Source organism: Parablastomonas sp. CN1-191, from assembly GCF_049354825.1.
Lineage (GTDB): Bacteria > Pseudomonadota > Alphaproteobacteria > Sphingomonadales > Sphingomonadaceae > Novosphingobium.
In genome coordinates, this window is sequence record NZ_CP186480.1 from 1394009 (window position 1) to 1413836 (window position 19828).

Genomic DNA, 19828 nt, shown 5'->3' on the forward strand with positions numbered 1-19828 from the left:
CTCGGGAGTCATCATGTCCACTGAAGTCAAAGTCCCCACGCTGGGCGAATCCGTTGCCGAAGCCACCATCGGCGAATGGCTCAAGCAGCCGGGCGACGCCGTCGCCATCGACGAGCCGATCGCCAGCCTCGAGACCGACAAGGTCGCCATCGAGGTGACCTCGCCGGTGGCGGGCACGATGGGCGCGCAGCTCGCCAAGGTGGGCGACAACGTCAACGTCGACGCGGTGATCGCCACGATCGAGGACGGCACCCCGGCCGCCGGCGCCGAACCGGTTGCCGAGCGCAAGGACCCCGCCCCCGCCACACCGGCCGCGGCACCGGCTCCGGCCGCCAATCCTGCCGCCGCTTCCGCCCAGGCGCCCGAGGCAGCCGCCGACGCGGCCGCGCTGTCCCCCGCGGTGCGCCGTGCCGTGCTGGAACACGGGATCGACCCCGCCACGGTCAAGGGTACCGGCAAGGACGGCCGCCTGACCAAGGAAGACGTCGTCGCCGCCGCGGCGACGAAGCAGGAAATGGCCAAGGCCGCGCCGGCGCCCGCCGTCGCCGCGCCGGCCTCCGCCCCCGCCGCCCCTGCGGGCGACCGCGGCGAGGAGCGCGTCAGGATGACGCGCCTGCGCCAGACGATCGCCAAGCGCCTGAAAAGCGCGCAGGACACCGCCGCGCTGCTGACCACCTTCAACGATTGCGACATGAGCGCGGTGATCGCCGCGCGCGAGCAGTTCAAGGAAGCCTTCGAGAAGAAGCACGGCGTCAAGCTCGGCTTCATGAGCTTCTTTGCCAAGGCCGCCTGCCTGGCCCTGAAGGACATCCCCGCGGTCAACGCCCAGATCGACGGCGAGGAGATCGTCTATCACCCCTACGTCGACCTGTCCGTCGCGGTCAGCGCGCCCAACGGCCTGGTGGTCCCCGTGGTCCGCAACGTCGACGCGCTGTCTTTCGCCGAAATCGAAAAGGCGATCGCCGCGCTGGGCAAGAAGGCCAAGGACGGCGCGCTGACGATGGACGACATGAAGGGCGGCACCTTCACGATTTCCAACGGCGGCATTTTCGGCGGCCTGATGTCCACCCCGATCATCAATCCGCCGCAGTCGGCGGTGCTGGGCCTGCACCGCATCGAAGACCGCCCGGTCGTGCGCGACGGCCAGATCGTGATCCGCCCGATGATGTACCTGGCGCTGTCCTACGACCACCGCCTGATCGACGGGCGCGAGGCGGTGACCGCGCTGAAGACGATCAAGGAAGCGATCGAGAACCCGACCCGCCTGCTGATCGACCTTTGAGGACAAGACCATGGCTGACTACGATTACGACGTCCTGATCATCGGATCCGGCCCGGGCGGCTATGTCGCCGCCATTCGCGCCGGCCAGCTCGGGCTCAAGACGGCGTGCGTCGAAAGCCGCGAAACACTGGGCGGGACCTGCCTCAACGTCGGCTGCATCCCGTCGAAGGCGATGCTGCACGCATCCGAATACTTCGACGCGGCCGCCAATGGCACCATGGCCAAGATGGGCGTCAAGGTCACGCCCGAGCTGGACCTGCCGACGATGCACGCGCAGCGGCTCGACGCGGTCAAGCAGCTGACCAGCGGCATCGCGTTCCTGTTCAAGAAGAACAAGGTCGACTGGCTGAAGGGCCACGCCACGTTCAAGGACGCGCACAGCGTCGACGTTGCCGGCAAGACGGTCACCGCACGCAACATCGTGATCGCCACCGGCTCGTCGGTCACCCCGCTTCCGGGCGTGACGATCGACGAGAAGGTTGTCGTATCGTCTACCGGCGCGCTCGAACTGCAAGCCGTGCCCAAGAAGATGATCGTGATCGGCGGCGGCGTGATCGGGCTTGAACTGGGCAGCGTCTGGCGCCGCCTGGGCGCAGAGGTCACCGTGGTCGAATTCCTCGACCAGCTGCTGCCGGGCATGGACATGGACGTGCGAAAGGAGGCCGCCAAGATCTTCAAGAAGCAGGGCATGGCCCTGATGCTTGGCACCAAGGTGACCGGCGTCGCCGTCAACGGCGCTTCGGCCAGCGTTTCAGTCGAACCGGCTGCCGGCGGCGCGCGAACCACGCTCGAAGCGGACTGCGTGCTCGTCTCGATCGGGCGCAAGCCCAACACCGACGGGCTGGGCCTCGAAGCGATCGGGCTGGAGGTGAACAAGCGCGGCCAGATCGAAACCGACCACGATTTCCGCACCAAGGTCGCCACTGACGAGGGCGGCGTGTGGGCGATCGGCGACGTGATCCCGGGCCCGATGCTGGCGCACAAGGCCGAGGACGAAGGCATCGCCGTGGCCGAGAACATCGCCGGGCTGACGGGCATCGTCAATCACGCGGTGATCCCGGGCGTGGTCTATACCCTGCCCGAATTCGCCGGCGTCGGCCTGACCGAGGAGCAAGCGCTCGAACAGGCCGGCGGCGACAAGGCCGCGATCAAGGTCGGCAAGTTCCCGATGCTGGCCAACAGCCGCGCCAAGACCAACCACGAACCCGACGGTTTCGTGAAGATCATCGCCGATGCCAAGACCGACCGCGTGCTGGGCGTGTGGTGCATCGCTACCGTCGCCGGCACGATGATCGCCGAAGCCGCGCTGGCGATGGAATTTGGCGCCACCAGCGAGGATATCGCCTATACTTGCCACGCCCACCCAACCCATTCGGAAGCGATCAAGGAAGCGGCGATGGCAGTGACCGGCAAGGCGATCCACATCTGATCGCGGTCCACGCCGGCGCCCGGCTTGGGCGGCGTGGACAGGCCCTGGCATCTCTGTCAAACCGCCCGCGCAAGGGGGCCGATTTGACCGTTTTCAATAACATCCAGGTCCTCCGCGCGATCGCCGCGCTGATGGTGGTGATCGTCCACATCACCAACGCGCCGCAAGTCCTGGGGCCCGACGTTCACGGGCTCTACGGCGTCGACTTGTTCTTCGTCATCAGCGGTTTCGTGATGATGGTATCGACGATGAACAGGTCGCTGACACCGTGGCAGTTCATGGAAAAGCGCCTGATCCGCATCGTTCCGCTGTACTGGGCGGCGACGCTGGGCGTCTTCCTGATCGCGCTGCTGGCACCGGCGCTGGTCAAGGCCACCCGTCCCGACCTGGTCGAGCTGGCCAAGTCGCTGTTGTTCATCGCCTTCGAAAAGTCGAACGGCCAGGTCAAGCCGGTGCTGTTCCAGGGCTGGACCCTTAACTTCGAAATGCTGTTTTACGTGCTGTTCGCCGCGGCCATGGTGCTGAAGCGGCCGTGGGCGCGCTTCGGTGCGGTCACCGCCTTCCTGATGGTGCTGATCGCAGCCGGGCGACTGTTTACCGGCGGGCCGGTGTTCCAGTTCTACACCGGGCTCATTACGCTGGAATTCGTGTTCGGGATGCTGGCCGGGCTGATCGTCGCGCATCTGCCGCAAGGGCCGGCCTGGCGCCCCTTCGCGCTGGCCGTCGTCGTGGTCGGCCTCTACCTGGTGTTCCACGGCGCCTACGCCTCGTTCGAGGAACGCGGCATATTCATCGGCATTCCGGCCTTTTTCGTGATCCTGGCGGCAGCCTGGCTGGAACGGATGGGCTGGGCGGTCCGTTCGCCGTTCCTGCTCCTGCTCGGCGCGACCAGCTACGCACTCTATCTCAGCCACCCGTTCGTGGTCATCGCGATGGAAAAGCTGGCCGCCGCCAGCGGCGTCGGGCCCGCGATCGGCCCGGTCGCGCTGTTCGCGCTGCTGGTCGTGGCGGCGCAAGTCGTCGCCTGGCTGATCCACCGGCTGTACGAACAGCCCGCCGACCGGCTGATCAAGCGCCGCATCGGCGGCGTGGCCCTGCGCCGCGACCCGGCGCAAGTCCCGCCGGGCGAGCCGGCCTCGGAAACCGCCTGAATGGGCAGCGGCGCGGCAATGCGCAAGCTGGCCCGCTGGCACATCTGGCTGGGCTGGCTGGCGGCGGTGCCGCTGCTGATCTGGCTGGGAAGCGGCCTGTTCATGGCCGCCCGCCCGATCGAGGAGGTACGCGGCGAGGCGCTGCGGCGGGCGGCGGTGCCGATGCCCCTGTCCGGTCTGGTCCTCCCGCGCGAGCCGGTTGTCGCGACGAAGCTGGCGCTGGTCGATCAACGCGGCCGACCGACCTGGATCGTGACCGATGCGGACGGGGCCACCGGCCGCTATTCCGCCCGCGACGGTCTCCCGCTCGGCCCGGTTGGCGCGGCGGAGGCGCGCGAACTGGTGGCGGCAGCATGGAACGGCACCGCGGCGTTGAGCGCGCTGCGCCGTTTCCCCCGCGATGCCCCGCCGGGCGATCTGCGCCAGTCACGGCCCAGTTGGCAGGCGACCTTCGCCGATGGCGCGCACCTCTACATCGATGCCGACAGCGGTGCCGTGCTGGCGGTCCGCACCCGCTGGTGGCGCGCCTACGACCTTGCCTGGGGCCTGCACATCATGGACCTGCAAACGCGCGAGGACAGCAGCAACGCGTTCCTGTGGCTGTTCGGCACGCTGGCGTTGGCAATGGCGCTGCTGGGCGCGGCGCTGCTGTTCCGGCGGCGGCGCACGGCAACCGGGCGGCGCGCGTGATCCCGGTCATGCCGCCCTGGCTCGACCTGCTCGGCACCGCGGTCTTCGCGCTGACCGGGGCGCTCCTCGCGGCGCGACTGGGGCAGACTTTCGTCACGTGCGCGTTCTTCGCGCTCATCACCGGGGTGGGCGGCGGATCGGTGCGCGACCTGCTGATCGGCGCGCCGGTGTTCTGGGTACGCGACCCCTGGGTGGCACCGGTATGCCTGGCGGTGGCGCTGCTGGCGTGGTTCACGCCGCACCGCTGGTGGGACGGCAAGGGACTGGAATGGGCGGACGCCGCGGGCCTGGGCGGCTACGCGGTGCTGGGCACTGCCAAGGCGGTCGCCTATGGGCTGACGCCGATCCCGGCAGTGCTGATGGGAGTGATTACTGGCTGCGTCGGCGGCATCATCCGCGACGTGCTGGCCGGCCGCCCGTCGATCCTGATGCGGCCCGAACTTTACGTGACCGCGGCGGCGCTGGCCGCGGGGCTCTGCGCGGTCCTGCCGCTGCTGGGCGTTCCCATGGCCGCGGCCTGGGTGATCGCGGCGGCTGCGGGCTTTGCCTTGCGCGGCGCCGCGATCCGCTGGCAACTCGCGCTGCCGGCCTACCGCGCCGACGACTGACAGGAAGCGGCCCGGGATCTACCCGGGCCGCCCTTGTCCATTTACAGTCCGCGCAGTCCGCTGAAGTCGAGGTCGACGACGCGGCCGCGATCGATGCGGCACTTGAAGCTGCCGCTATCGGCGTAACCGCTGCGATTGCCCCAGCGGCTGTCGTAGCGGTTGTCGTAGCGGCCACCGTAGCCGCGGCCGTTCCAGCCATTGCCGCCGACAGTGATCTGGCCCTTCACTTCCCAGCCGCGGTCCTTGTCCTTGACCTGCGTGATGCGGGTGACCTCGGCGCGGCCGTAGCGGCTTGCCTGCTGGCGCGCGACGCCAACGCACTGCTCGACCGCGGCGCGCGGATCGCCGCGATAGCCGTAATTGCCACCATAGCGGTTGTCGTAGCGATCGCCGTAATCGTAGCCGCCATTGCGGCCCGAAGCCGCCGCGGCGATGCCGCCGATGATCAGCGCGCCGGCGATGACATCACCGGTGCTGATGCCGCCGTTGCGGTAATCGCGGGCAACGGCCGGGGTGGCAGCGGACAAGGCCATCGCGCCGACGGCGAGAGTGGCGAGGCTGCCCTTGGCGAGAGAGGAAAAGGGTGTCCTCATGGCTAGTGATCCTTCGCAAGTGCCGGGCCCGATAGCCCGGTTACCCGGCACTCTTACGAATCGCAGCGTGAGGCGAAGCTGAATTCGGACGACAGAAGCCGTTCATGTTGGCCGCTTGCAACCTGAACACCTCGGCGCGCGTAAAGAGCGTCTTAACCTTGCCGCCTTAGCCAGACGCCCATGAACTGGCTGCACTTCTTCGGCCCCGCGCTGGCCGCGATGGCGATCCTGACCGCAATGGAAACGCGGCGCGGCCGCCGCAGCGGCGAGGCGGTCCGCAACCTGGCCGCGTGGGCGCTGTCGCTGGCGGTCGGCTTTGCCGTCCTGCCTCTGGTCCAGGGCTGGCACGGTCCGGTGCTGCTCGACGCGGGGGCGCTGCCGTTCTGGCTGGGGCTGATCGTGTTCGTCGCCCTGCGCGACGCGGGCGAGTTCGCCTACCATGTCGCTCAGCACAAGGTGCCGCTGCTGTGGCGGATGCACGCCCTGCATCATTCCGATCCCGACATGTGCGCGCTGACCGCGAACCGCCACTTCTGGGGCGACCAGCTGGTCAAGCAGGTCACCGTGTGGGCCGTCCCCGCGATGATCGTCACGCCCACGCCCGCGATCCTGGCCGCCTACGGCCTGATCGGCACCTGGCACTATTTCGTCCACGCCAACCTGAGGGTCGATTTCGGGCCCTGGTCGTGGCTGGTCAATTCGCCGGCCTATCACCGCCGCCATCACTCCTCGCTGCCCGAACATTACGACACCAATTTCGCGGCGCTGTTTCCGGTCTTCGACGTGCTTATCGGCACGTACCGCCGGCCCGATGGCTGGCCGCCGAGCGGGCTGGCGTCGGCGCCGACCTCGCTGGCGGACGTGGCGCTGTGGCCCGTGCGGATGGACGCCGCGCCGGCGCCCGAAACGTCGGCCGCCTGATACGAAAAGGGCCGCGGGTGCGATCTGCACCCGCGGCCCTTTCGTGTCTGTCCGCGAAACCGATCAGGCGGCTTCGTAGGCGTCCTCGCCGGCGCCCATGACGGGACCGGAGTCCTGGCCCTTGGCATCGACGTCACGGTCGACCAGCTCGATCACGGCGATCGGGGCGGCGTCCGAGGCGCGGATGCCGGCCTTGATGACGCGGGTATAGCCGCCGTCGCGCCCGGCGTAGCGTTCCGCCAGGGTGTCGAACAGCTTCGTCAGCTGTGCGTCGTCCAGCAGGCGGGCGTGGGCCAGGCGGCGGTTCGACAGGCCGCCGCGCTTGGCCAGCGTGATCAGCTTTTCGGTGTAAGGACGCAGTTCGCGCGCCTTCGACAGCGTGGTGGTGATCTGCTCGTGCTTGATCAGCGCGGCTGCCATGTTGCGCAGCAGCGCCGCGCGGTGCGAGCTGGTGCGCTGGAGCTTACGATGTCCGACCTTGTGACGCATGGTTCTTTCCTTCGTTCGTTATGGGCCCGTCCGAGGTAGCCCGTAGCCGGCGGCGCTTGCGGCGGCCGCCCCAGCCGTTTGTCAGCCGAGCAGTTCCTGCTCGAGCTTCTTGGCCATCTCTTCGATGTTCTCCGGCGGCCAGCCGGGGATGTCCATGCCGAGGCGCAGGCCCATCGAGCTCAGGACTTCCTTGATCTCGTTGAGCGACTTGCGGCCGAAGTTCGGCGTGCGGAGCATCTCGGCCTCGGTCTTCTGGACCAGGTCGCCGATGTAGATGATGTTGTCGTTCTTGAGGCAATTGGCCGAACGCACCGACAGTTCAAGCTCGTCCACCTTCTTGAGCAGGTAACGGTTGAGCTGGTTGGTGTCGCCCTCGTCGGCGGGGGCCGAAGCGGCCATGCCGATCATCGGCGACGAGCCCATCGGCACGGCGTCCTCGAAGTGGACGAACAGCGCCAGCTGGTCCTGGAGGATGCGCGCGGCATAGGCCACGGCGTCTTCCGGGGTGACCGTGCCGTCTGTCTCGACGGTCAGGTTCAGCTTGTCGAAGTCGAGCTCCTGCCCGATGCGGGCATTGTCGACCTTGTACGAGACCTGGCGGACCGGCGAGTACAGCGAATCGATCGGGATCAGGCCGATCGGCGCGTCGACCGGGCGGTTGCCAACGGCCGGAACGTAGCCCTTGCCGCTGTCGGCGGTCAGTTCCATGTTCAGCGTCGCACCCTCGTCCAGGTGGCAGATCACCAGGTCCTTGTTGAGGACCTCGATGTCACCCGAGACGGCGATGTCGCCCGCCTTGACTTCGGCCGGACCGGTCGCGGACAGTTGCAGCCGCTTCGGGCCTTCGCCCTGCATGCGGATGGCGATCTGCTTCACGTTCAGGACGATGTCGGTAACGTCTTCGCGCACGCCGGCAAGCGACGAGAATTCGTGCAGGACGTTCTCGATCTTGATCGAGGTGATCGCCGCACCCTGGAGCGAGGACAGAAGCACGCGGCGCAGCGCATTGCCGAGCGTCAGACCGAAGCCGCGTTCGAGCGGTTCGGCGACGAAAGTGGCGCGGCGCTTGGGGTCGGTCCCGGACTTGATTTCCAGGTTGTTGGGCTTCTTCAGTTCCTGCCAGTTCTTGATGTTGACAGTCATGGACTTCCCCTAGGGTTCAATTTCAGCAGGAACGGCCGCGCCTGCAAATGCAAGCCGCGGCCGATCCGAATGGGTCGCGGGCGAAACGCCGCCCGCAGGTTCGATCAGACGCGGCGGCGCTTGGAAGGCCGGACCCCGTTATGCGGGATCGGGGTAACGTCGCGGATCGAGGTGATCGTGAAGCCGACCGCCTGAAGGGCGCGCAGCGCGCTTTCGCGGCCCGAGCCGGGGCCCTTGACCTCGACCTCGAGGGTGCGGACGCCGTGCTCGGCAGCCTTGCGGCCGGCATCGTCGGCGGCGACCTGGGCGGCGTAGGGCGTCGACTTGCGGCTGCCCTTGAAGCCCATCATGCCGGCGGACGACCACGAGATCGCGTTGCCCTGGGCATCGGTGATCGTGACCATGGTATTGTTGAAGCTGGCGTTGACGTGCGCCACGCCGCTGGTGATGTTCTTGCGCTCGCGCCGCTTGATGCGCTGGGGTTCGCGTGCCATTTTTTCGGTCCTAGTCCTGAATTCGAAGGAAGCCGCGCGCCGGATCTCTCTGGGGCGGCAGCCGGAAGGCGGAGAAGATTACTTCTTCTTGCCCGCGATCGGCTTGGCCTTGCCCTTGCGGGTGCGCGCATTGGTGTGCGTGCGCTGACCGCGGACCGGCAGGCCCTTGCGATGACGCAGGCCGCGATAGCAGGCCAGGTCCATGAGGCGCTTGATGTTCATCGCGGTGGTGCGGCGAAGATCACCCTCGACGGTATGGTCGGCGTCGATCGCCTCGCGGATCTGCAGGACTTCCTGATCGGTCAGGTCCTGGACGCGGCGGCTTTCGTCGATCCCGATCTTGGCGGCGATGTCCTTCGCCGTCTTCGGGCCGATACCGTGAATGTAGGTGAGCGCAACGATCACGCGCTTGTTGGTGGGGATATTGACCCCGGCAATACGAGCCACTTAACTTCTCCATGCTCCACAGGGTCCGGACAGCCGGCGCCCCATCTCATCGCGATTGCATCCGAATCAACGGCAAAAAGCCCGGATGGCGCGCGCCGCCGATGGCGCGGATGCCTGCCGGACATGCCCGTGGTGTCGAATGAGAGGCGCGCTTAGGACGATTCGTGCGCGCTGTCAACGCGGGCACACGCGCAATTGCGCGGCCGCGGGGCGGGTCGAAGCCCGTCTCTCCAGTCATTTACCGGATCGCGACGGCGCCGTCAAAACCACTTGGCGCACGCCGGCTTCGGCGCAGCCCGCAGCCCTTGCTTCAGGGTGCTACGATTGCCTCGATCGCGGCGCTGACCGCTTCGATGTCGGCCATTCCATCGACCCGGGCAACCAGGCCGCGCGCTTCGTAGCCGGGCAGGATCGGCGCGGTCTTGGCGCGGTATTCGGCCATGCGGGTGCGCACCGTTTCCTCGTTGTCGTCGGGCCGGCGCTTGAATTCGTGGCCGCCGCACTTGTCGCAGGTGCCTTCGACCTTGGGTGGGTCGAACCGGTCATGGTAGCCCTTGCCGCAAGTGGCGCAGGTGAAGCGCCCGACGATACGCTCGACCAGCGCGTCCTCGTCGACCTCGAGCTCGATCACGTGATCAAGCTTGCGGCCGCGTGCAGCCAGCAGCTCGTCGAGCGAATCCGCCTGTGCGGCGGTGCGCGGGTAGCCATCGAAGATCGCGCCCGTATCCGGGCCCATCGCGTCGAGCTCGTCGCCGATCAGAGCCGAGACGATCGCGTCGGAGACCAGCTCACCACGTTCCATCACGGCCTTCGCCTCGAGGCCGACCGGCGTACCGGCCTTGATCGCCCCGCGCAGCATGTCTCCGGTCGAGAGCTGGCGCATCCCGTGCCGATCGACGAGGCGCTGGGCCTGGGTGCCCTTGCCCGCCCCCGGCGGCCCCAACAGGATGATGTTCACTCGGCTTCCCCTTGGTATCAGCGCAGGCGGCCGTTGAGCCCGGGACTGCGTTAGCGCAGACGTCCCTTCAACTTCGCCTTCTTGATCAGATCACCGTACTGGTGCGCCAGCAAGTGCGACTGGATCTGCGTGATCGTGTCGACCGTGACGTTGACGACGATCAGCAACGACGTGCCGCCCGCGAACATCAGCCGCTGCCCGGTCGAGGCCATGACCCATTCGGGCACGACGCAGACGACGGTCAGGTAGGCCGCGCCGATCACGGTGATGCGGGTCAGAACGTAGTCGAGGTAAGTCGCGGTGTTCTTGCCCGGGCGAATGCCGGGAATGAACCCGCCATTGCGCTTCAGGTTGTCCGAGGTTTCCTCCGGATTGAAGACGACCGCGGTGTAGAAGAACGCGAAGAACACGATGCCCATCGCATAGAGCGCCATGTAGAGCGGCTTGCCGTGGGCCAGGTACTGGTTGAGCGTGACCATCACGCCGCCAATCTTGCTGTCGGGCGACAGCGAGCTGCCCGCGAATTGCGTGATCGTCAGCGGCAGCAGCAGCAGCGAGCTGGCGAAGATCGGCGGAATGACACCGGCGGTGTTGATCTTGAGCGGCAGGTGGCTGCGATCGGCCTGCATCGCGCCGCGCTGGCTGGTGCGCTTGGGATACTGGATCAGCAGGCGCCGGGTGGCGCGTTCCATGAAGCAGATGAACAGGATCATCGCGATCAGCACGATGATGATCGCCGCGATCGAGAACCCGCTGATGGAGCCGCTGCGCCCGCCTTCGAAGAGGTTGGCGATGAAGGTCGGCATCTGTGCGACGATGCCCGCCATGATGATCAGCGACGTACCGTTGCCGATGCCGCGGCTGGTGATCTGCTCACCCAGCCACAGCAGGAACATCGTCCCGCCCACGAGCGAGGTAATCCCGGCGACGTAGAACAGCGTGCCCGGATCGATCGCGAAGCCTTGCGCTTCGGCATTGCGGACAATGGCGAAGCCCTGCATCAGGCTGAGCAGCACGGCGCCGTAGCGCGAATACTGGTTGAGCTTCTTGCGCCCGCTTTCGCCTTCCTTCTTCAGTGCCGCCAGCGACGGATGAAGCGAGGCGGCCAGCTGCACCACGATCGAGGCGGTGATGTAGGGCACCACGCCCAGGCTGATCAGCGAGTAGTGCGAAATCGCACCGCCCGAGAACATGTTGAAGAAATCGAGGATGCCGCCGGCGTTGCGATCCATGAACTGCTTCAGCGCGACCGGGTTGATGCCCGGCAGCGGCACGAAGGTCAGGAATCGGAACACGATCAGCGCACTGATGGTGAACCAGATCCGATTCTTGAGTTCGGTCGCCTTGGAGAAGTTGGCGAGGCTGAAATTGCTCGCAGGATTATCGGCGCGTGATGCCATGAGATCGCTATGCCTTGCTGGGGCCGGCGCAGTCGACGTTTCGACAGGCGCTCTGACCCGCTCCCCGGTTGTTCGTCAGGAAGCCATATAGTGCGCGGGCGGGGATGCAACATCCCCGCCCGTCACTTTTCGTCAGGCCTTGGCGGCCCGCTTGGACCGGGCGCTCGCCTTGGCGTCGCCCTTGTCGGCGCTGGCGGCCTTTTTCGGCATCTTGCCGGTGGTCGGCTCCTTGGCCTCGGGCAGTTCGATCGAACCGCCGGCCTTCTCGATAGCCTCGCGCGCGCCCTTCGATACGCCGGCGACGCTGAAGCTGGCCTTGGCCGAGAAATCGCCCTTGGCGAGGACGCGCACGCCGTCCTTGCCGCCGCGGGCCAGGCCCGCTGCCCTCAGCGCGGCATGGTCGATGACCTTCTTGCCATCGAGCTTGCCGGCGTCGAGCGCCTTCTGGATCAGGCCCAGGTTCACTTCGGCGAAATCCTTGGCGAAGATGTTGTTGAAGCCGCGCTTCGGGATCCGCATGTGGAGCGGCATCTGGCCGCCCTCGAAGCCGTTGACGCTGACGCCCGAACGCGCCTTGGCGCCCTTCTGGCCGCGACCGGCGGTCTTGCCCTTGCCCGAGCCGATACCGCGACCGACCCGCATCTTGCGGTGACGGGCGCCTTCGTTATCCTTGATTTCGTTCAGTTTCATGTCGGAGCACTCGCTTTCGCTTTGAATCGCGCTTGATGGGAAGCGGCGCCCTTAGGGGATCGGGGCTCGCTTGTCACCCTGAAACCGCTTGCAGCGCCGCTTCAGCCAGCGTGACAGCGGGATTTCGAACACGCGGTTGGCAAGCGTGCAAACACGAACGCCGCTGCCAGCGCGGAAAGTGCCGTCGCGACGGTGCCGCCCGGCGTCTTCAGAAGCGCGATGTGCGCCTGCACGGCACCGAAGGCGGAAATGACCAGCGGATGCGTCAGGTACAGTATGTACGAGATCGCCCCGCCCCACACTGCCAGCGCCCTGGGCGCGACGCGGCCATGCGCTTCGAGCGCGATCAGGCCGGCGACGATGGCGGCGCCCGGCACGCCGAACAGCAGGAACGTGCTTTCGGCGCGGACAAAGGCCGGGAGCGCCGCGATCGCGGCGGCGCCGGCGATCACGAGCGCCAGGGCCAGCGGTGCGGGGATCCGCCTTACGGCGGAGCGCCAATAGGCAAGCGCCATGCCGAGGATGAACTCCAGCACGATCGACTGCCCGTAGAAGCGCAGCCCCGAACCCTGCGGCGCCAGGTGGGCAAGCAGGTAGACCGCGGCGACCCCGGCCGCTGTCACGAGCCAGCGACGCGCGTTGCCGGGCGCGACGGCCAGGCTGAGCGCGAAAAGCAGGTAGAAGACGACTTCGGCGTTGAGGCTCCACCCGACGAAAAGGATCGGGGGATAGTTGGGCGGCGCCCCGTACGGAACGAACAGCAGCGACTTCACGAGCTCGGCGCCGGTCGGCGCGGCGGTGTTCAGCCCCGGCAGGGTCGACTGCGCCGCCGCCAGCAGCAAGGTGAAGGTCCAGTAGATCGGAATGATGCGGATGGCGCGGTCGACCAGGAAGGCGGACGGGCTCTGCAGCCTGCGCTCGGTCACGAAGACCATGATGAAGCCGGAAATGACGAAGAAGATGTCGACCCCGGCGAACAGGCTGGCGACCACCGCCGGCTTGCCCCAGAACTGGCGCAGGACGTGCAATACCACGATCATCGCGGCGGCGATGCCCCGCAGCAATTGCAGGTTGACGATGACGTCGGGGGGCGCGGGCGTCGGTTCGTGAACTGCGGCGGCCGGATCCATGCCCGCTGGTGACAAAGAACCCCCGCGAAGTCCATGCCGGCGCGGCGCCGCGGCAATGAAAAAGGCCCCGGCGGGTGCCGGGGCCTTTTCATGCGGTGCCGAAGGATCGGCAGGTGTCAGTCGATCACCGCGACCATGTGCGGAAGCTTGGCGATGGCACCGCGCACTTCGGCGGTGTCTTCGAGCTCCACGATGCGGTGCATCTTGCCGAGGCCAAGACCGATCAGGATCTTCTTCTGGCTTTCGGGCCTGCGGATCGGGCTGCCGATCTGCTTGAGCTTGATTTTGGCCATCGTGCTTACTCCGTGATCGCTTCGGCGGCCACTTCGGCCTCCGCAGCGCTCGCACCGCCGCGACCCAGCAGGTCGGCGACCTTCTTGCCGCGACGCTGGGCAACCGACTTCGGCGAAGTCTGGTCGGTCAGCGCGTCGAACGTGGCGCGGATCATGTTGTAGGGGTTCGAGGTCCCGACCGACTTGGTCACGACGTCATGGACGCCCAGGCTCTCGAAAACGGCGCGCATCGGGCCGCCGGCGATGATGCCGGTACCGGCCGGGGCCGACCGGACATTGACCTTGCCGGCGCCGAACCGGCCCTTGCCGTCATGGTGCAAGGTGCGGCCTTCCTTCAGCGGAACGCGGACCATCTTCTTCTTGGCCGAGGCCGTCGCCTTGGTGATGGCCTCAGGCACTTCGCGCGCCTTGCCATGACCGAAACCGACGCGGCCCTTGCCGTCGCCCACTACGACCAGCGCTGCAAAGCCGAAGCGCTTGCCGCCCTTCACCGTCTTGGACACGCGGTTGATGTGCACGAGCTTCTCGATCAGCTCCTCGCCACCGTCGTCGTCGCCGCCCCGGCCGCCACGGCGATCGTCACGACGCCCGCCGCGATTGCCGCCACGGTCGTTGCCGCCACGATTGCCGCCGCCGCGATTGCCGCCACGGTTGCCACCGCGATCGCCGCCACGCGCTTCGCGCGGAGCTTCGACGGGAGCGGCATCGGCCGCCTGCGGGTGTTCGGCCGCGATCGGCGCGTCCGGGGTCGGAACCTCGGTGGTGTTGGTTTCAGTGTTAGGGGTATCTGGCATCATCAGAACTCCAGCCCGCCTTCACGCGCGGCATCGGCCAGCGCCTTGACGCGACCATGGAAGAGGAAGCCGCCGCGATCGAACACGACGGAGGTCACACCGGCCTTCTTGGCTGCTTCGGCCAGGGCCTTGCCGACTTCGGCGGCAGCGGCTGCCGTCGCGCCAGACTTGTCCCCCGCAACGCCCAGCGTCGAGGCCGCGGCGACCGTGCGGCCGGCGGCATCGTCGATGATCTGGGCGTAGATGTGGCGGCCCGAGCGGTGGACGCTCAGCCGCGGACGGCCAGCGGCACGCGCCTTGATGGTGGTGCGAACGCGCCGCTTGCGGCGGTCGAAAAGCGTGAGCTTGGCCATTACTTCTTCTTCCCTTCCTTGCGGAAGATGTACTCGCCGCGGTACTTGATGCCCTTGCCCTTGTACGGCTCGGGCTTGCGCCAGCGGCGAATCTCGGCCGCGACCTGGCCGACCTTCTGCTTGTCGATACCGGTGATCTCGACGGTGGTGTTGTCAGGCGTCTTGACCTCGATACCCTCGGGCACCGGGAAGTTGACGTCGTGGCTGTAGCCGAGCTGCAGGCGCAGGGTCTTGCCCTGGGCCGTAGCGCGGTAGCCGACACCGGTGATCTCGAGCACCTTGGTGAAACCTTCGGTCACACCGGTGATCAGGTTCTCGACCAGCGTGCGCTGCATGCCCCAGAAGGCACGCGCCGCCTTGGTCTCGTTCGCCGGCTTCACCAGGATGGCATCGCCATCGACGGTGTAGCTGATCTCGTCGCGCAGCGGCAGGGTCAAGGTGCCCTTGGGGCCCTTCACGCTGAGGGTGCGGTCCTCGATCTGGGCGGTGACGCCGCTCGGGATCGTCACCGGCTTCTTGCCGATGCGGCTCATCAGAACACCTCCGCCAGGACTTCGCCGCCGACGTTCTGCGCACGCGCCTCGGCATCCGAGAGCACGCCGCGCGGCGTCGAGACGATCGTGATGCCAAGGCCGTTGCGCACCACCGGAAGCTCCTTGGAGCCCGAATAGACGCGGCGGCCCGGCTTCGAGACGCGGGCGACGTGCTTGATCGCCGGCTCGCCTTCGAAATACTTCAGTTCGATGCGCAGCTGCGGGTGCACGCCGGTGGCGTCCTCGGCATAGCCGCGGATGTAACCTTCGCGCTGCAGAACCTCGAGCACGCGGGCGCGCAGCTTCGAGGCCGGCGAAAGGACCGAGTCCTTCTTCGCCTGCTGGCCGTTGCGGATGCGGGTGAGCATATCACCCAGGGGATCGGTCATTGCCATTGTCTAAACCCTCACCAGCTCGACTTGGTCAGGCCGGGGATCATCCCCTTGTTGCCCAGGTCGCGCAGCTCGATGCGGCACAGGCCGAACTTGCGGTAGTAGCCGCGCGGGCGGCCGGTGGTTGCGCAGCGGTTGCGGACCCGGGTGGGGTTCGCGTTGCGCGGCAGTTCGGCCATCTTCAGGCGGGCGATCAAGCGCTCGGTTTCGTCGAGCGACTTGTCGTCGGCCTTGGCCTTGAGCGCGGCAAACTTGCCGGCATACTGCTTAACGAGCTTCTTGCGCCGCTCGTTCTTGTTCACGGAACTCAGTTTCGCCATGGACTTAAGCTCTCTTCTTAATCACGCGGCCTGCTGCGCATCAGCGTCAGCATCCTGCGGGAACGGGAAACCGAACAGGCGCAGCAGCTCGCGCGCCTCGTCGTCGGTCTTGGCGGTGGTGGTGACGATGATGTCCATCCCGCGCACCTTCTCGATCTGGTCATAGCTGATCTCGGGGAAGATGATCTGCTCCTTGAGACCCATCGCGTAGTTGCCGCGCCCGTCGAAGCTCTTCGGGTTGAGACCGCGGAAGTCGCGGATGCGGGGCATCGCCACGGTGATCAGGCGGTCGAGGAATTCGTACATGCGTTCCCGGCGCAAGGTCACCTTGCAACCGATCGGCATGCCTTCACGCAGCTTGAACTGCGCGATCGACTTCTTCGCCTTGGTGATGACCGGCTTCTGACCGGAAATCAGCTCCATCTCGGCGGCGGCGACCGTGACCTTCTTCTTGTCCTGGCTGCCTTCGCCGACGCCCATGTTCAGCGTGATCTTCTCGATCCGCGGAACTTCCATGGCGTTCTTGTAACCGAAACGCTCGGTCATCTGCTTGGCGATGACCTCGTCGTAGCGGCTCTTCATCCGGGGGGTGTACTTGGAATCAGCCATCGATCGTCTCCCCGCCGCGGACCGCAACACGGACCTTCTGGCCGTCCTTGGTCTCGAAACGGACGCGGGTCGGCTTGCCGTCCTTGCCGGCAATCGCAACCTTGGAAATGTGCATCGGCGCCTCGCGGCGGTCGATGCCGCCCTGCGGGTTCGCCTGGGTCGGCTTGCGATGGCGGGCGGCGACGTTGACGCCTTCCACGATCACCTTGCCGTCCTTCGGCATCACGGCCTGGACGGTGCCGGTGCGGCCCTTGTCCTTGCCGGACAGCACGACGACGCTGTCACCCTTCTTGATCTTTGCGGCAGCCATCACAGCACCTCCGGAGCAAGGCTGATGATCTTCATGAAGCCGCGGCCCCGCAGTTCGCGAACCACGGGTCCGAAGATACGAGTGCCGATCGGCTCCTCGTTCTTGTTGATCAGCACGGCCGCATTCGTGTCGAAGCGGATCACGCTGCCGTCGGCACGGCGCACGTCCTTGCGGGTGCGTACGATCACCGCGCGGTGAACGTCGCCCTTCTTCACGCGGGTGCGCGGCTGGGCTTCCTTGACCGAGACGACGATGACGTCGCCGACGCCGGCGGTCCGGCGCTTCGATCCGCCCAGCACCTTGATGCACTGGACGCGCTTGGCGCCGCTGTTGTCAGCGACCTCAAGCTGGGATTGCATCTGGATCATTGATCCGGTTCCTTCTTCCTGGCTTGCCGGGACGATTGCCCGGCAGTTCCAAAACTAAATCAGACGTCGGCCTGGAGGCGTCAGCCTTCAAACATCAGCTTCGACGGCGGCGGTCTTCCCGGCCTGGACGCGGTCGACGACCTTCCAGGTCTTGAGCTTGGAGACGGGAGCCGTCTCCTCGATGCGGACCACTTCACCGGCCTTGAACGAGTTGTCCTCGTCATGGGCATGGTACTTCTTCGAGCGACGGATGATCTTCCCGTAGAGCGGGTGCTTCACCTTGCGCTCGACCTTCACGACGACGGTCTTGTCGGTCTTGTCGGACACCACGGTCCCGATCAGGATACGCTTGGGCATCGTGATCTCCTTACTTCGCGGCCGAGCGGGTGCGCTCGGTCTGCAGGGTCTTGATGCGGGCGATGTCGCGGCGCACTTCCTTGATGCGCGCCGGACGCTCCAGCTGGTTCGTCGCGGCCTGGAAGCGGAGATTGAAGGCCTCCTTCTTCAGGTCGGCGAGGTCGCCGGTAAGCTGGTCGTCAGTCTTGGTGCGCATGTCGGTGACCTTGTTCGAACCCTTGGTCGCGGCAGCTTTCTTGGGGCTTTTAGCCATCATTCGGCTCCCAGGTGGCTGGTGTCGCCCAACCGGGCAACGACCTTGGTCTTGATCGGCAGCTTCATCGCCGCGCGGCTGAACGCCTCGGCGGCCAGCGGACCGGCAACGCCGTCGAGTTCGAACAGGATCCGGCCCGGCTTCACGCGCGCGGCCCAGTATTCGATCGCGCCTTTGCCCTTGCCCTGGCGGACTTCAGCAGGCTTCTTCGACACCGGCACGTCCGGGAACACGCGGATCCACAGGCGCCCCTGGCGCTTGATGTGGCGCGTGATCGCACGGCGCGCAGCCTCGATCTGGCGGGCGGTGACGCGCTCCGGCTCCATCGCCTTGAGGCCGTACGAGCCGAAGTTCAGCTCGGTACCGCCCTTGGCGGCGCCCTTGATCCGGCCCTTGAAGGCCTTGCGGAACTTGGTTTTCTTCGGTTGCAGCATGGTGCTTACTCTACCTTAGCGCCGGTCGGAGGCCGGACGGACGCCGGAGGTCTGGGCCTCCATCATCAGCCGGTCCTGGGCCATAGGATCATGGCCGAGAATCTCGCCCTTGAAGACCCAGACCTTGATGCCGATGATGCCATAGGCGGTCAGCGCCTCGGCATCGGCGTAGTCGACGTTGGCGCGCAGCGTGTGAAGCGGCACGCGGCCTTCACGGTACTGCTCGACACGGGCGATCTCGGCACCGCCGAGGCGGCCGCCGCACATGATCTTGATGCCTTCGGCACCCAGACGCATGGCCGACTGCATCGCGCGCTTCATCGCCCGGCGGAACGCCACACGGCGGATCAGCTGGTCGGCGATGCCCTGGGCGACGAGCTTGGCGTCGATCTCGGGCTTGCGGATCTCGACGATGTTGAGCTTCACGTCGCTGCCGGTCAGCTTGGCCAGCTGCGAGCGCAGCTTCTCGATGTCGGCGCCCTTCTTGCCGATGATGACGCCCGGACGGGCGGCATAGATCGACACGCGGCACAGCTTGGCCGGACGCTCGATGACGACCTTGGAGATCGCGGCCTGCGGCAGCGTGTCCATGATGAACTTGCGCATCTTGAGGTCTTCCTCAAGCATCGACGCATAATTCTTGCCTTCGGCGTACCAGCGGCTGTCCCAGGTACGGTTGATCTGCAGGCGCAGACCGATCGGGTTCGATTTATGACCCATGATCAGGCCTCCCCGTCTTCAGAGGTTTCGCGCACGACGATCCGCAGCCGGCTGAACGGCTTGAGGATGCGCGTGGACTTGCCGCGGCCGCGCGTGTGGAACCGCTTCATCGTGATCGACTTGCCGACCGACGCCTCGGCAACGACGAGCGCGTCGACGTCGAGGTTGTGGTTGTTCTCGGCGTTGGCGATGGCGCTGGCGAGAACCTTGCGGGCTTCGACGGCCATGGCCTTCTTCGAGAAGGCGAGGATGTTCATCGCGTCTTCCGCGCGCTTGCCGCGGATCAGACCCGCGACCAGGTTCAGCTTCTGGGCCGAACCGCGGATCTGCGTTCCGACCGAGAGCGCCTCATTATCGGCGACGCGGCGGGGTGCCTTGTCCTTGCTCATCAGCGCTTGCCCTTCTTGTCGGCAGCGTGACCGGGGAAGGTGCGCGTGGGCGCAAATTCACCGAGCTTGTGGCCGACCATGTCCTCGTTGACCGAGACCGGGATGAACTTGTGGCCGTTGTGCACGCTGAACGTCAGACCGACGAACTGCGGCAGGATCGTCGAACGACGCGACCAGGTCTTGATCGGACCGCCGCGGCCCGACTGCTCCTGCGCGCCTTCAGCCTTCTTGAGAAGGTGCAGGTCGACGAAGGGGCCTTTCCATACGGAGCGAGCCAT

30 protein-coding genes are annotated in these 19828 nt (G+C 66.5%); 6 read left to right on the forward strand and 24 right to left on the reverse strand.

Translation table 11 applies throughout. The features are described from left to right. Positions 1-13 precede the first annotated feature (13 nt). The 5 genes from odhB (at position 14) to ACOYW6_RS06925 (ending at position 5160) form a co-directional block, all read left to right on the forward strand. Positions 14-1282: a 2-oxoglutarate dehydrogenase complex dihydrolipoyllysine-residue succinyltransferase gene (odhB, locus tag ACOYW6_RS06905; protein ID WP_423140595.1), complete on the forward strand. Its 1269-nt coding sequence runs from the start codon at positions 14-16 to the stop codon at positions 1280-1282. Between the two features lie 10 nt (positions 1283-1292). Continuing rightward, positions 1293-2711 carry a dihydrolipoyl dehydrogenase gene (lpdA, locus tag ACOYW6_RS06910; protein WP_423140596.1) on the forward strand — a complete coding sequence of 473 codons (1419 nt, stop codon included), beginning with the start codon at positions 1293-1295 and terminating at the stop codon, positions 2709-2711. Between the two features lie 83 nt (positions 2712-2794). Next, on the forward strand, positions 2795-3862 hold the full coding sequence (locus ACOYW6_RS06915) for an acyltransferase family protein (RefSeq protein ID WP_423140597.1): 1068 nt from the start codon (positions 2795-2797) through the stop codon (positions 3860-3862). Between the two features lie 18 nt (positions 3863-3880). Beyond that, entirely contained in the window at positions 3881-4552 is a 672-nt protein-coding gene (locus tag ACOYW6_RS06920; protein WP_423140598.1) for a hypothetical protein, read from the forward strand. An 8-nt stretch (positions 4553-4560) separates the two neighbouring features. After that, on the forward strand, positions 4561-5160 hold the full coding sequence (locus ACOYW6_RS06925; RefSeq protein ID WP_423143086.1) for a trimeric intracellular cation channel family protein: 600 nt from the start codon (positions 4561-4563) through the stop codon (positions 5158-5160). 41 nt (positions 5161-5201) lie between these two features. On the opposite strand, the gene ACOYW6_RS06930 is transcribed toward ACOYW6_RS06925, so the two are convergent. Continuing rightward, the gene (locus tag ACOYW6_RS06930) at positions 5202-5753 is read right to left on the reverse strand and encodes a hypothetical protein (RefSeq protein ID WP_423140599.1); all 552 of its coding nucleotides are present in this window, start codon (positions 5751-5753) and stop codon (positions 5202-5204) included. A gap of 180 nt (positions 5754-5933) precedes the next feature. Between ACOYW6_RS06930 and ACOYW6_RS06935 the strand changes: the two genes are divergently transcribed. Then, positions 5934-6674, forward strand: coding sequence for a sterol desaturase family protein (locus ACOYW6_RS06935; RefSeq protein WP_423140600.1), 741 nt, complete (start codon positions 5934-5936; stop codon positions 6672-6674). Positions 6675-6737: 63 nt separating this feature from the next. Here the strand turns inward: ACOYW6_RS06935 and rplQ are convergent, their stop codons facing one another. The 23 genes from rplQ to rpsS all read right to left on the reverse strand — a co-directional run bounded on the left by rplQ (position 6738) and on the right by rpsS (position 19828). Then, positions 6738-7163: a 50S ribosomal protein L17 gene (gene rplQ / locus ACOYW6_RS06940; protein ID WP_423140601.1), complete on the reverse strand. Its 426-nt coding sequence runs from the start codon at positions 7161-7163 to the stop codon at positions 6738-6740. An 81-nt stretch (positions 7164-7244) separates the two neighbouring features. Then, positions 7245-8306 (reverse strand): DNA-directed RNA polymerase subunit alpha, encoded by a 1062-nt coding sequence (locus ACOYW6_RS06945; RefSeq protein WP_423140602.1) that lies wholly within the window; start codon positions 8304-8306, stop codon positions 7245-7247. Positions 8307-8410: 104 nt separating this feature from the next. Next, positions 8411-8800 (reverse strand): 30S ribosomal protein S11, encoded by a 390-nt coding sequence (gene rpsK, locus ACOYW6_RS06950; RefSeq protein WP_423140603.1) that lies wholly within the window; start codon positions 8798-8800, stop codon positions 8411-8413. Between the two features lie 78 nt (positions 8801-8878). Beyond that, positions 8879-9247, reverse strand: a complete 369-nt coding sequence (gene rpsM / locus ACOYW6_RS06955) for a 30S ribosomal protein S13 (protein ID WP_423140604.1) — start codon at positions 9245-9247, stop codon at positions 8879-8881. 310 nt (positions 9248-9557) lie between these two features. Continuing rightward, complete coding sequence (locus ACOYW6_RS06960; RefSeq protein ID WP_423140605.1) at positions 9558-10205, reverse strand: adenylate kinase; 648 nt, start codon at positions 10203-10205, stop codon at positions 9558-9560. A gap of 50 nt (positions 10206-10255) precedes the next feature. Beyond that, positions 10256-11605, reverse strand: coding sequence for a preprotein translocase subunit SecY (secY, locus tag ACOYW6_RS06965; RefSeq protein WP_423140606.1), 1350 nt, complete (start codon positions 11603-11605; stop codon positions 10256-10258). Positions 11606-11737: 132 nt separating this feature from the next. After that, on the reverse strand, positions 11738-12295 hold the full coding sequence (gene rplO, locus ACOYW6_RS06970) for a 50S ribosomal protein L15 (RefSeq protein WP_423140607.1): 558 nt from the start codon (positions 12293-12295) through the stop codon (positions 11738-11740). Positions 12296-12396: 101 nt separating this feature from the next. Further along, positions 12397-13425 (reverse strand): acyltransferase family protein, encoded by a 1029-nt coding sequence (locus tag ACOYW6_RS06975; RefSeq protein WP_423140608.1) that lies wholly within the window; start codon positions 13423-13425, stop codon positions 12397-12399. 116 nt (positions 13426-13541) lie between these two features. After that, complete coding sequence (rpmD, locus tag ACOYW6_RS06980) at positions 13542-13718, reverse strand: 50S ribosomal protein L30 (protein WP_423140609.1); 177 nt, start codon at positions 13716-13718, stop codon at positions 13542-13544. Positions 13719-13723: 5 nt separating this feature from the next. Beyond that, positions 13724-14515, reverse strand: a complete 792-nt coding sequence (gene rpsE, locus ACOYW6_RS06985; protein ID WP_423140610.1) for a 30S ribosomal protein S5 — start codon at positions 14513-14515, stop codon at positions 13724-13726. After that, the gene (gene rplR / locus ACOYW6_RS06990) at positions 14515-14865 is read right to left on the reverse strand and encodes a 50S ribosomal protein L18 (protein WP_423140611.1); all 351 of its coding nucleotides are present in this window, start codon (positions 14863-14865) and stop codon (positions 14515-14517) included. Before rplR ends, rpsE begins: the two co-directional genes overlap by 1 nt. Beyond that, positions 14865-15398 carry a 50S ribosomal protein L6 gene (gene rplF, locus ACOYW6_RS06995; RefSeq protein WP_423140612.1) on the reverse strand — a complete coding sequence of 178 codons (534 nt, stop codon included), beginning with the start codon at positions 15396-15398 and terminating at the stop codon, positions 14865-14867. Before rplF ends, rplR begins: the two co-directional genes overlap by 1 nt. Then, positions 15398-15793: a 30S ribosomal protein S8 gene (rpsH, locus tag ACOYW6_RS07000; RefSeq protein ID WP_423140613.1), complete on the reverse strand. Its 396-nt coding sequence runs from the start codon at positions 15791-15793 to the stop codon at positions 15398-15400. Before rpsH ends, rplF begins: the two co-directional genes overlap by 1 nt. Positions 15794-15804: 11 nt before the next feature. Next, positions 15805-16110, reverse strand: coding sequence for a 30S ribosomal protein S14 (gene rpsN, locus ACOYW6_RS07005; protein WP_423140614.1), 306 nt, complete (start codon positions 16108-16110; stop codon positions 15805-15807). A 21-nt stretch (positions 16111-16131) separates the two neighbouring features. After that, positions 16132-16719 (reverse strand): 50S ribosomal protein L5, encoded by a 588-nt coding sequence (gene rplE / locus ACOYW6_RS07010; RefSeq protein WP_423140615.1) that lies wholly within the window; start codon positions 16717-16719, stop codon positions 16132-16134. Further along, positions 16712-17029 (reverse strand): 50S ribosomal protein L24, encoded by a 318-nt coding sequence (gene rplX / locus ACOYW6_RS07015; protein WP_423140616.1) that lies wholly within the window; start codon positions 17027-17029, stop codon positions 16712-16714. The genes rplE and rplX overlap by 8 nt, the downstream gene beginning before the upstream one ends. Continuing rightward, entirely contained in the window at positions 17029-17397 is a 369-nt protein-coding gene (gene rplN / locus ACOYW6_RS07020) for a 50S ribosomal protein L14 (RefSeq protein WP_423140617.1), read from the reverse strand. Before rplN ends, rplX begins: the two co-directional genes overlap by 1 nt. Before the next feature lie 87 nt (positions 17398-17484). Next, the gene (gene rpsQ, locus ACOYW6_RS07025) at positions 17485-17754 is read right to left on the reverse strand and encodes a 30S ribosomal protein S17 (RefSeq protein ID WP_423140618.1); all 270 of its coding nucleotides are present in this window, start codon (positions 17752-17754) and stop codon (positions 17485-17487) included. Positions 17755-17764: 10 nt separating this feature from the next. Beyond that, on the reverse strand, positions 17765-18010 hold the full coding sequence (rpmC, locus tag ACOYW6_RS07030; RefSeq protein ID WP_423140619.1) for a 50S ribosomal protein L29: 246 nt from the start codon (positions 18008-18010) through the stop codon (positions 17765-17767). Beyond that, positions 18007-18441: a 50S ribosomal protein L16 gene (gene rplP, locus ACOYW6_RS07035; protein ID WP_423140620.1), complete on the reverse strand. Its 435-nt coding sequence runs from the start codon at positions 18439-18441 to the stop codon at positions 18007-18009. The genes rpmC and rplP overlap by 4 nt, the downstream gene beginning before the upstream one ends. Positions 18442-18456: 15 nt before the next feature. Beyond that, positions 18457-19161 (reverse strand): 30S ribosomal protein S3, encoded by a 705-nt coding sequence (gene rpsC, locus ACOYW6_RS07040; protein WP_423140621.1) that lies wholly within the window; start codon positions 19159-19161, stop codon positions 18457-18459. Between the two features lie 2 nt (positions 19162-19163). Beyond that, a complete protein-coding gene (rplV, locus tag ACOYW6_RS07045; RefSeq protein ID WP_423140622.1) occupies positions 19164-19550 on the reverse strand; it encodes a 50S ribosomal protein L22 in 387 nt (128 codons plus the stop codon). Then, the gene (rpsS, locus tag ACOYW6_RS07050; RefSeq protein ID WP_423140623.1) at positions 19550-19828 is read right to left on the reverse strand and encodes a 30S ribosomal protein S19; all 279 of its coding nucleotides are present in this window, start codon (positions 19826-19828) and stop codon (positions 19550-19552) included. The genes rplV and rpsS overlap by 1 nt, the downstream gene beginning before the upstream one ends.

Coding starts and splice junctions, on each gene's coding strand:
- odhB (WP_423140595.1), top strand. CDS start 14: ATGTCCACTGAAGTCAAAGTCCCCACGCTGGGCGAATCCGTTGCCGAA.
- lpdA (WP_423140596.1), top strand. CDS start 1,293: ATGGCTGACTACGATTACGACGTCCTGATCATCGGATCCGGCCCGGGC.
- ACOYW6_RS06920 (WP_423140598.1), top strand. CDS start 3,881: ATGCGCAAGCTGGCCCGCTGGCACATCTGGCTGGGCTGGCTGGCGGCG.
- ACOYW6_RS06925 (WP_423143086.1), top strand. CDS start 4,561: ATGCCGCCCTGGCTCGACCTGCTCGGCACCGCGGTCTTCGCGCTGACC.
- ACOYW6_RS06930 (WP_423140599.1), bottom strand. CDS start 5,753: ATGAGGACACCCTTTTCCTCTCTCGCCAAGGGCAGCCTCGCCACTCTC.
- ACOYW6_RS06935 (WP_423140600.1), top strand. CDS start 5,934: ATGAACTGGCTGCACTTCTTCGGCCCCGCGCTGGCCGCGATGGCGATC.
- rplQ (WP_423140601.1), bottom strand. CDS start 7,163: ATGCGTCACAAGGTCGGACATCGTAAGCTCCAGCGCACCAGCTCGCAC.
- ACOYW6_RS06945 (WP_423140602.1), bottom strand. CDS start 8,306: ATGACTGTCAACATCAAGAACTGGCAGGAACTGAAGAAGCCCAACAAC.
- rpsK (WP_423140603.1), bottom strand. CDS start 8,800: ATGGCACGCGAACCCCAGCGCATCAAGCGGCGCGAGCGCAAGAACATC.
- secY (WP_423140606.1), bottom strand. CDS start 11,605: ATGGCATCACGCGCCGATAATCCTGCGAGCAATTTCAGCCTCGCCAAC.
- rplO (WP_423140607.1), bottom strand. CDS start 12,295: ATGAAACTGAACGAAATCAAGGATAACGAAGGCGCCCGTCACCGCAAG.
- ACOYW6_RS06975 (WP_423140608.1), bottom strand. CDS start 13,425: ATGGATCCGGCCGCCGCAGTTCACGAACCGACGCCCGCGCCCCCCGAC.
- rpmD (WP_423140609.1), bottom strand. CDS start 13,718: ATGGCCAAAATCAAGCTCAAGCAGATCGGCAGCCCGATCCGCAGGCCC.
- rpsE (WP_423140610.1), bottom strand. CDS start 14,515: ATGATGCCAGATACCCCTAACACTGAAACCAACACCACCGAGGTTCCG.
- rplR (WP_423140611.1), bottom strand. CDS start 14,865: ATGGCCAAGCTCACGCTTTTCGACCGCCGCAAGCGGCGCGTTCGCACC.
- rplF (WP_423140612.1), bottom strand. CDS start 15,398: ATGAGCCGCATCGGCAAGAAGCCGGTGACGATCCCGAGCGGCGTCACC.
- rpsH (WP_423140613.1), bottom strand. CDS start 15,793: ATGGCAATGACCGATCCCCTGGGTGATATGCTCACCCGCATCCGCAAC.
- rpsN (WP_423140614.1), bottom strand. CDS start 16,110: ATGGCGAAACTGAGTTCCGTGAACAAGAACGAGCGGCGCAAGAAGCTC.
- rplE (WP_423140615.1), bottom strand. CDS start 16,719: ATGGCTGATTCCAAGTACACCCCCCGGATGAAGAGCCGCTACGACGAG.
- rplX (WP_423140616.1), bottom strand. CDS start 17,029: ATGGCTGCCGCAAAGATCAAGAAGGGTGACAGCGTCGTCGTGCTGTCC.
- rplN (WP_423140617.1), bottom strand. CDS start 17,397: ATGATCCAGATGCAATCCCAGCTTGAGGTCGCTGACAACAGCGGCGCC.
- rpsQ (WP_423140618.1), bottom strand. CDS start 17,754: ATGCCCAAGCGTATCCTGATCGGGACCGTGGTGTCCGACAAGACCGAC.
- rpmC (WP_423140619.1), bottom strand. CDS start 18,010: ATGATGGCTAAAAGCCCCAAGAAAGCTGCCGCGACCAAGGGTTCGAAC.
- rplP (WP_423140620.1), bottom strand. CDS start 18,441: ATGCTGCAACCGAAGAAAACCAAGTTCCGCAAGGCCTTCAAGGGCCGG.
- rpsC (WP_423140621.1), bottom strand. CDS start 19,161: ATGGGTCATAAATCGAACCCGATCGGTCTGCGCCTGCAGATCAACCGT.
- rplV (WP_423140622.1), bottom strand. CDS start 19,550: ATGAGCAAGGACAAGGCACCCCGCCGCGTCGCCGATAATGAGGCGCTC.
- rpsS (WP_423140623.1), bottom strand. CDS start 19,828: ATGGCTCGCTCCGTATGGAAAGGCCCCTTCGTCGACCTGCACCTTCTC.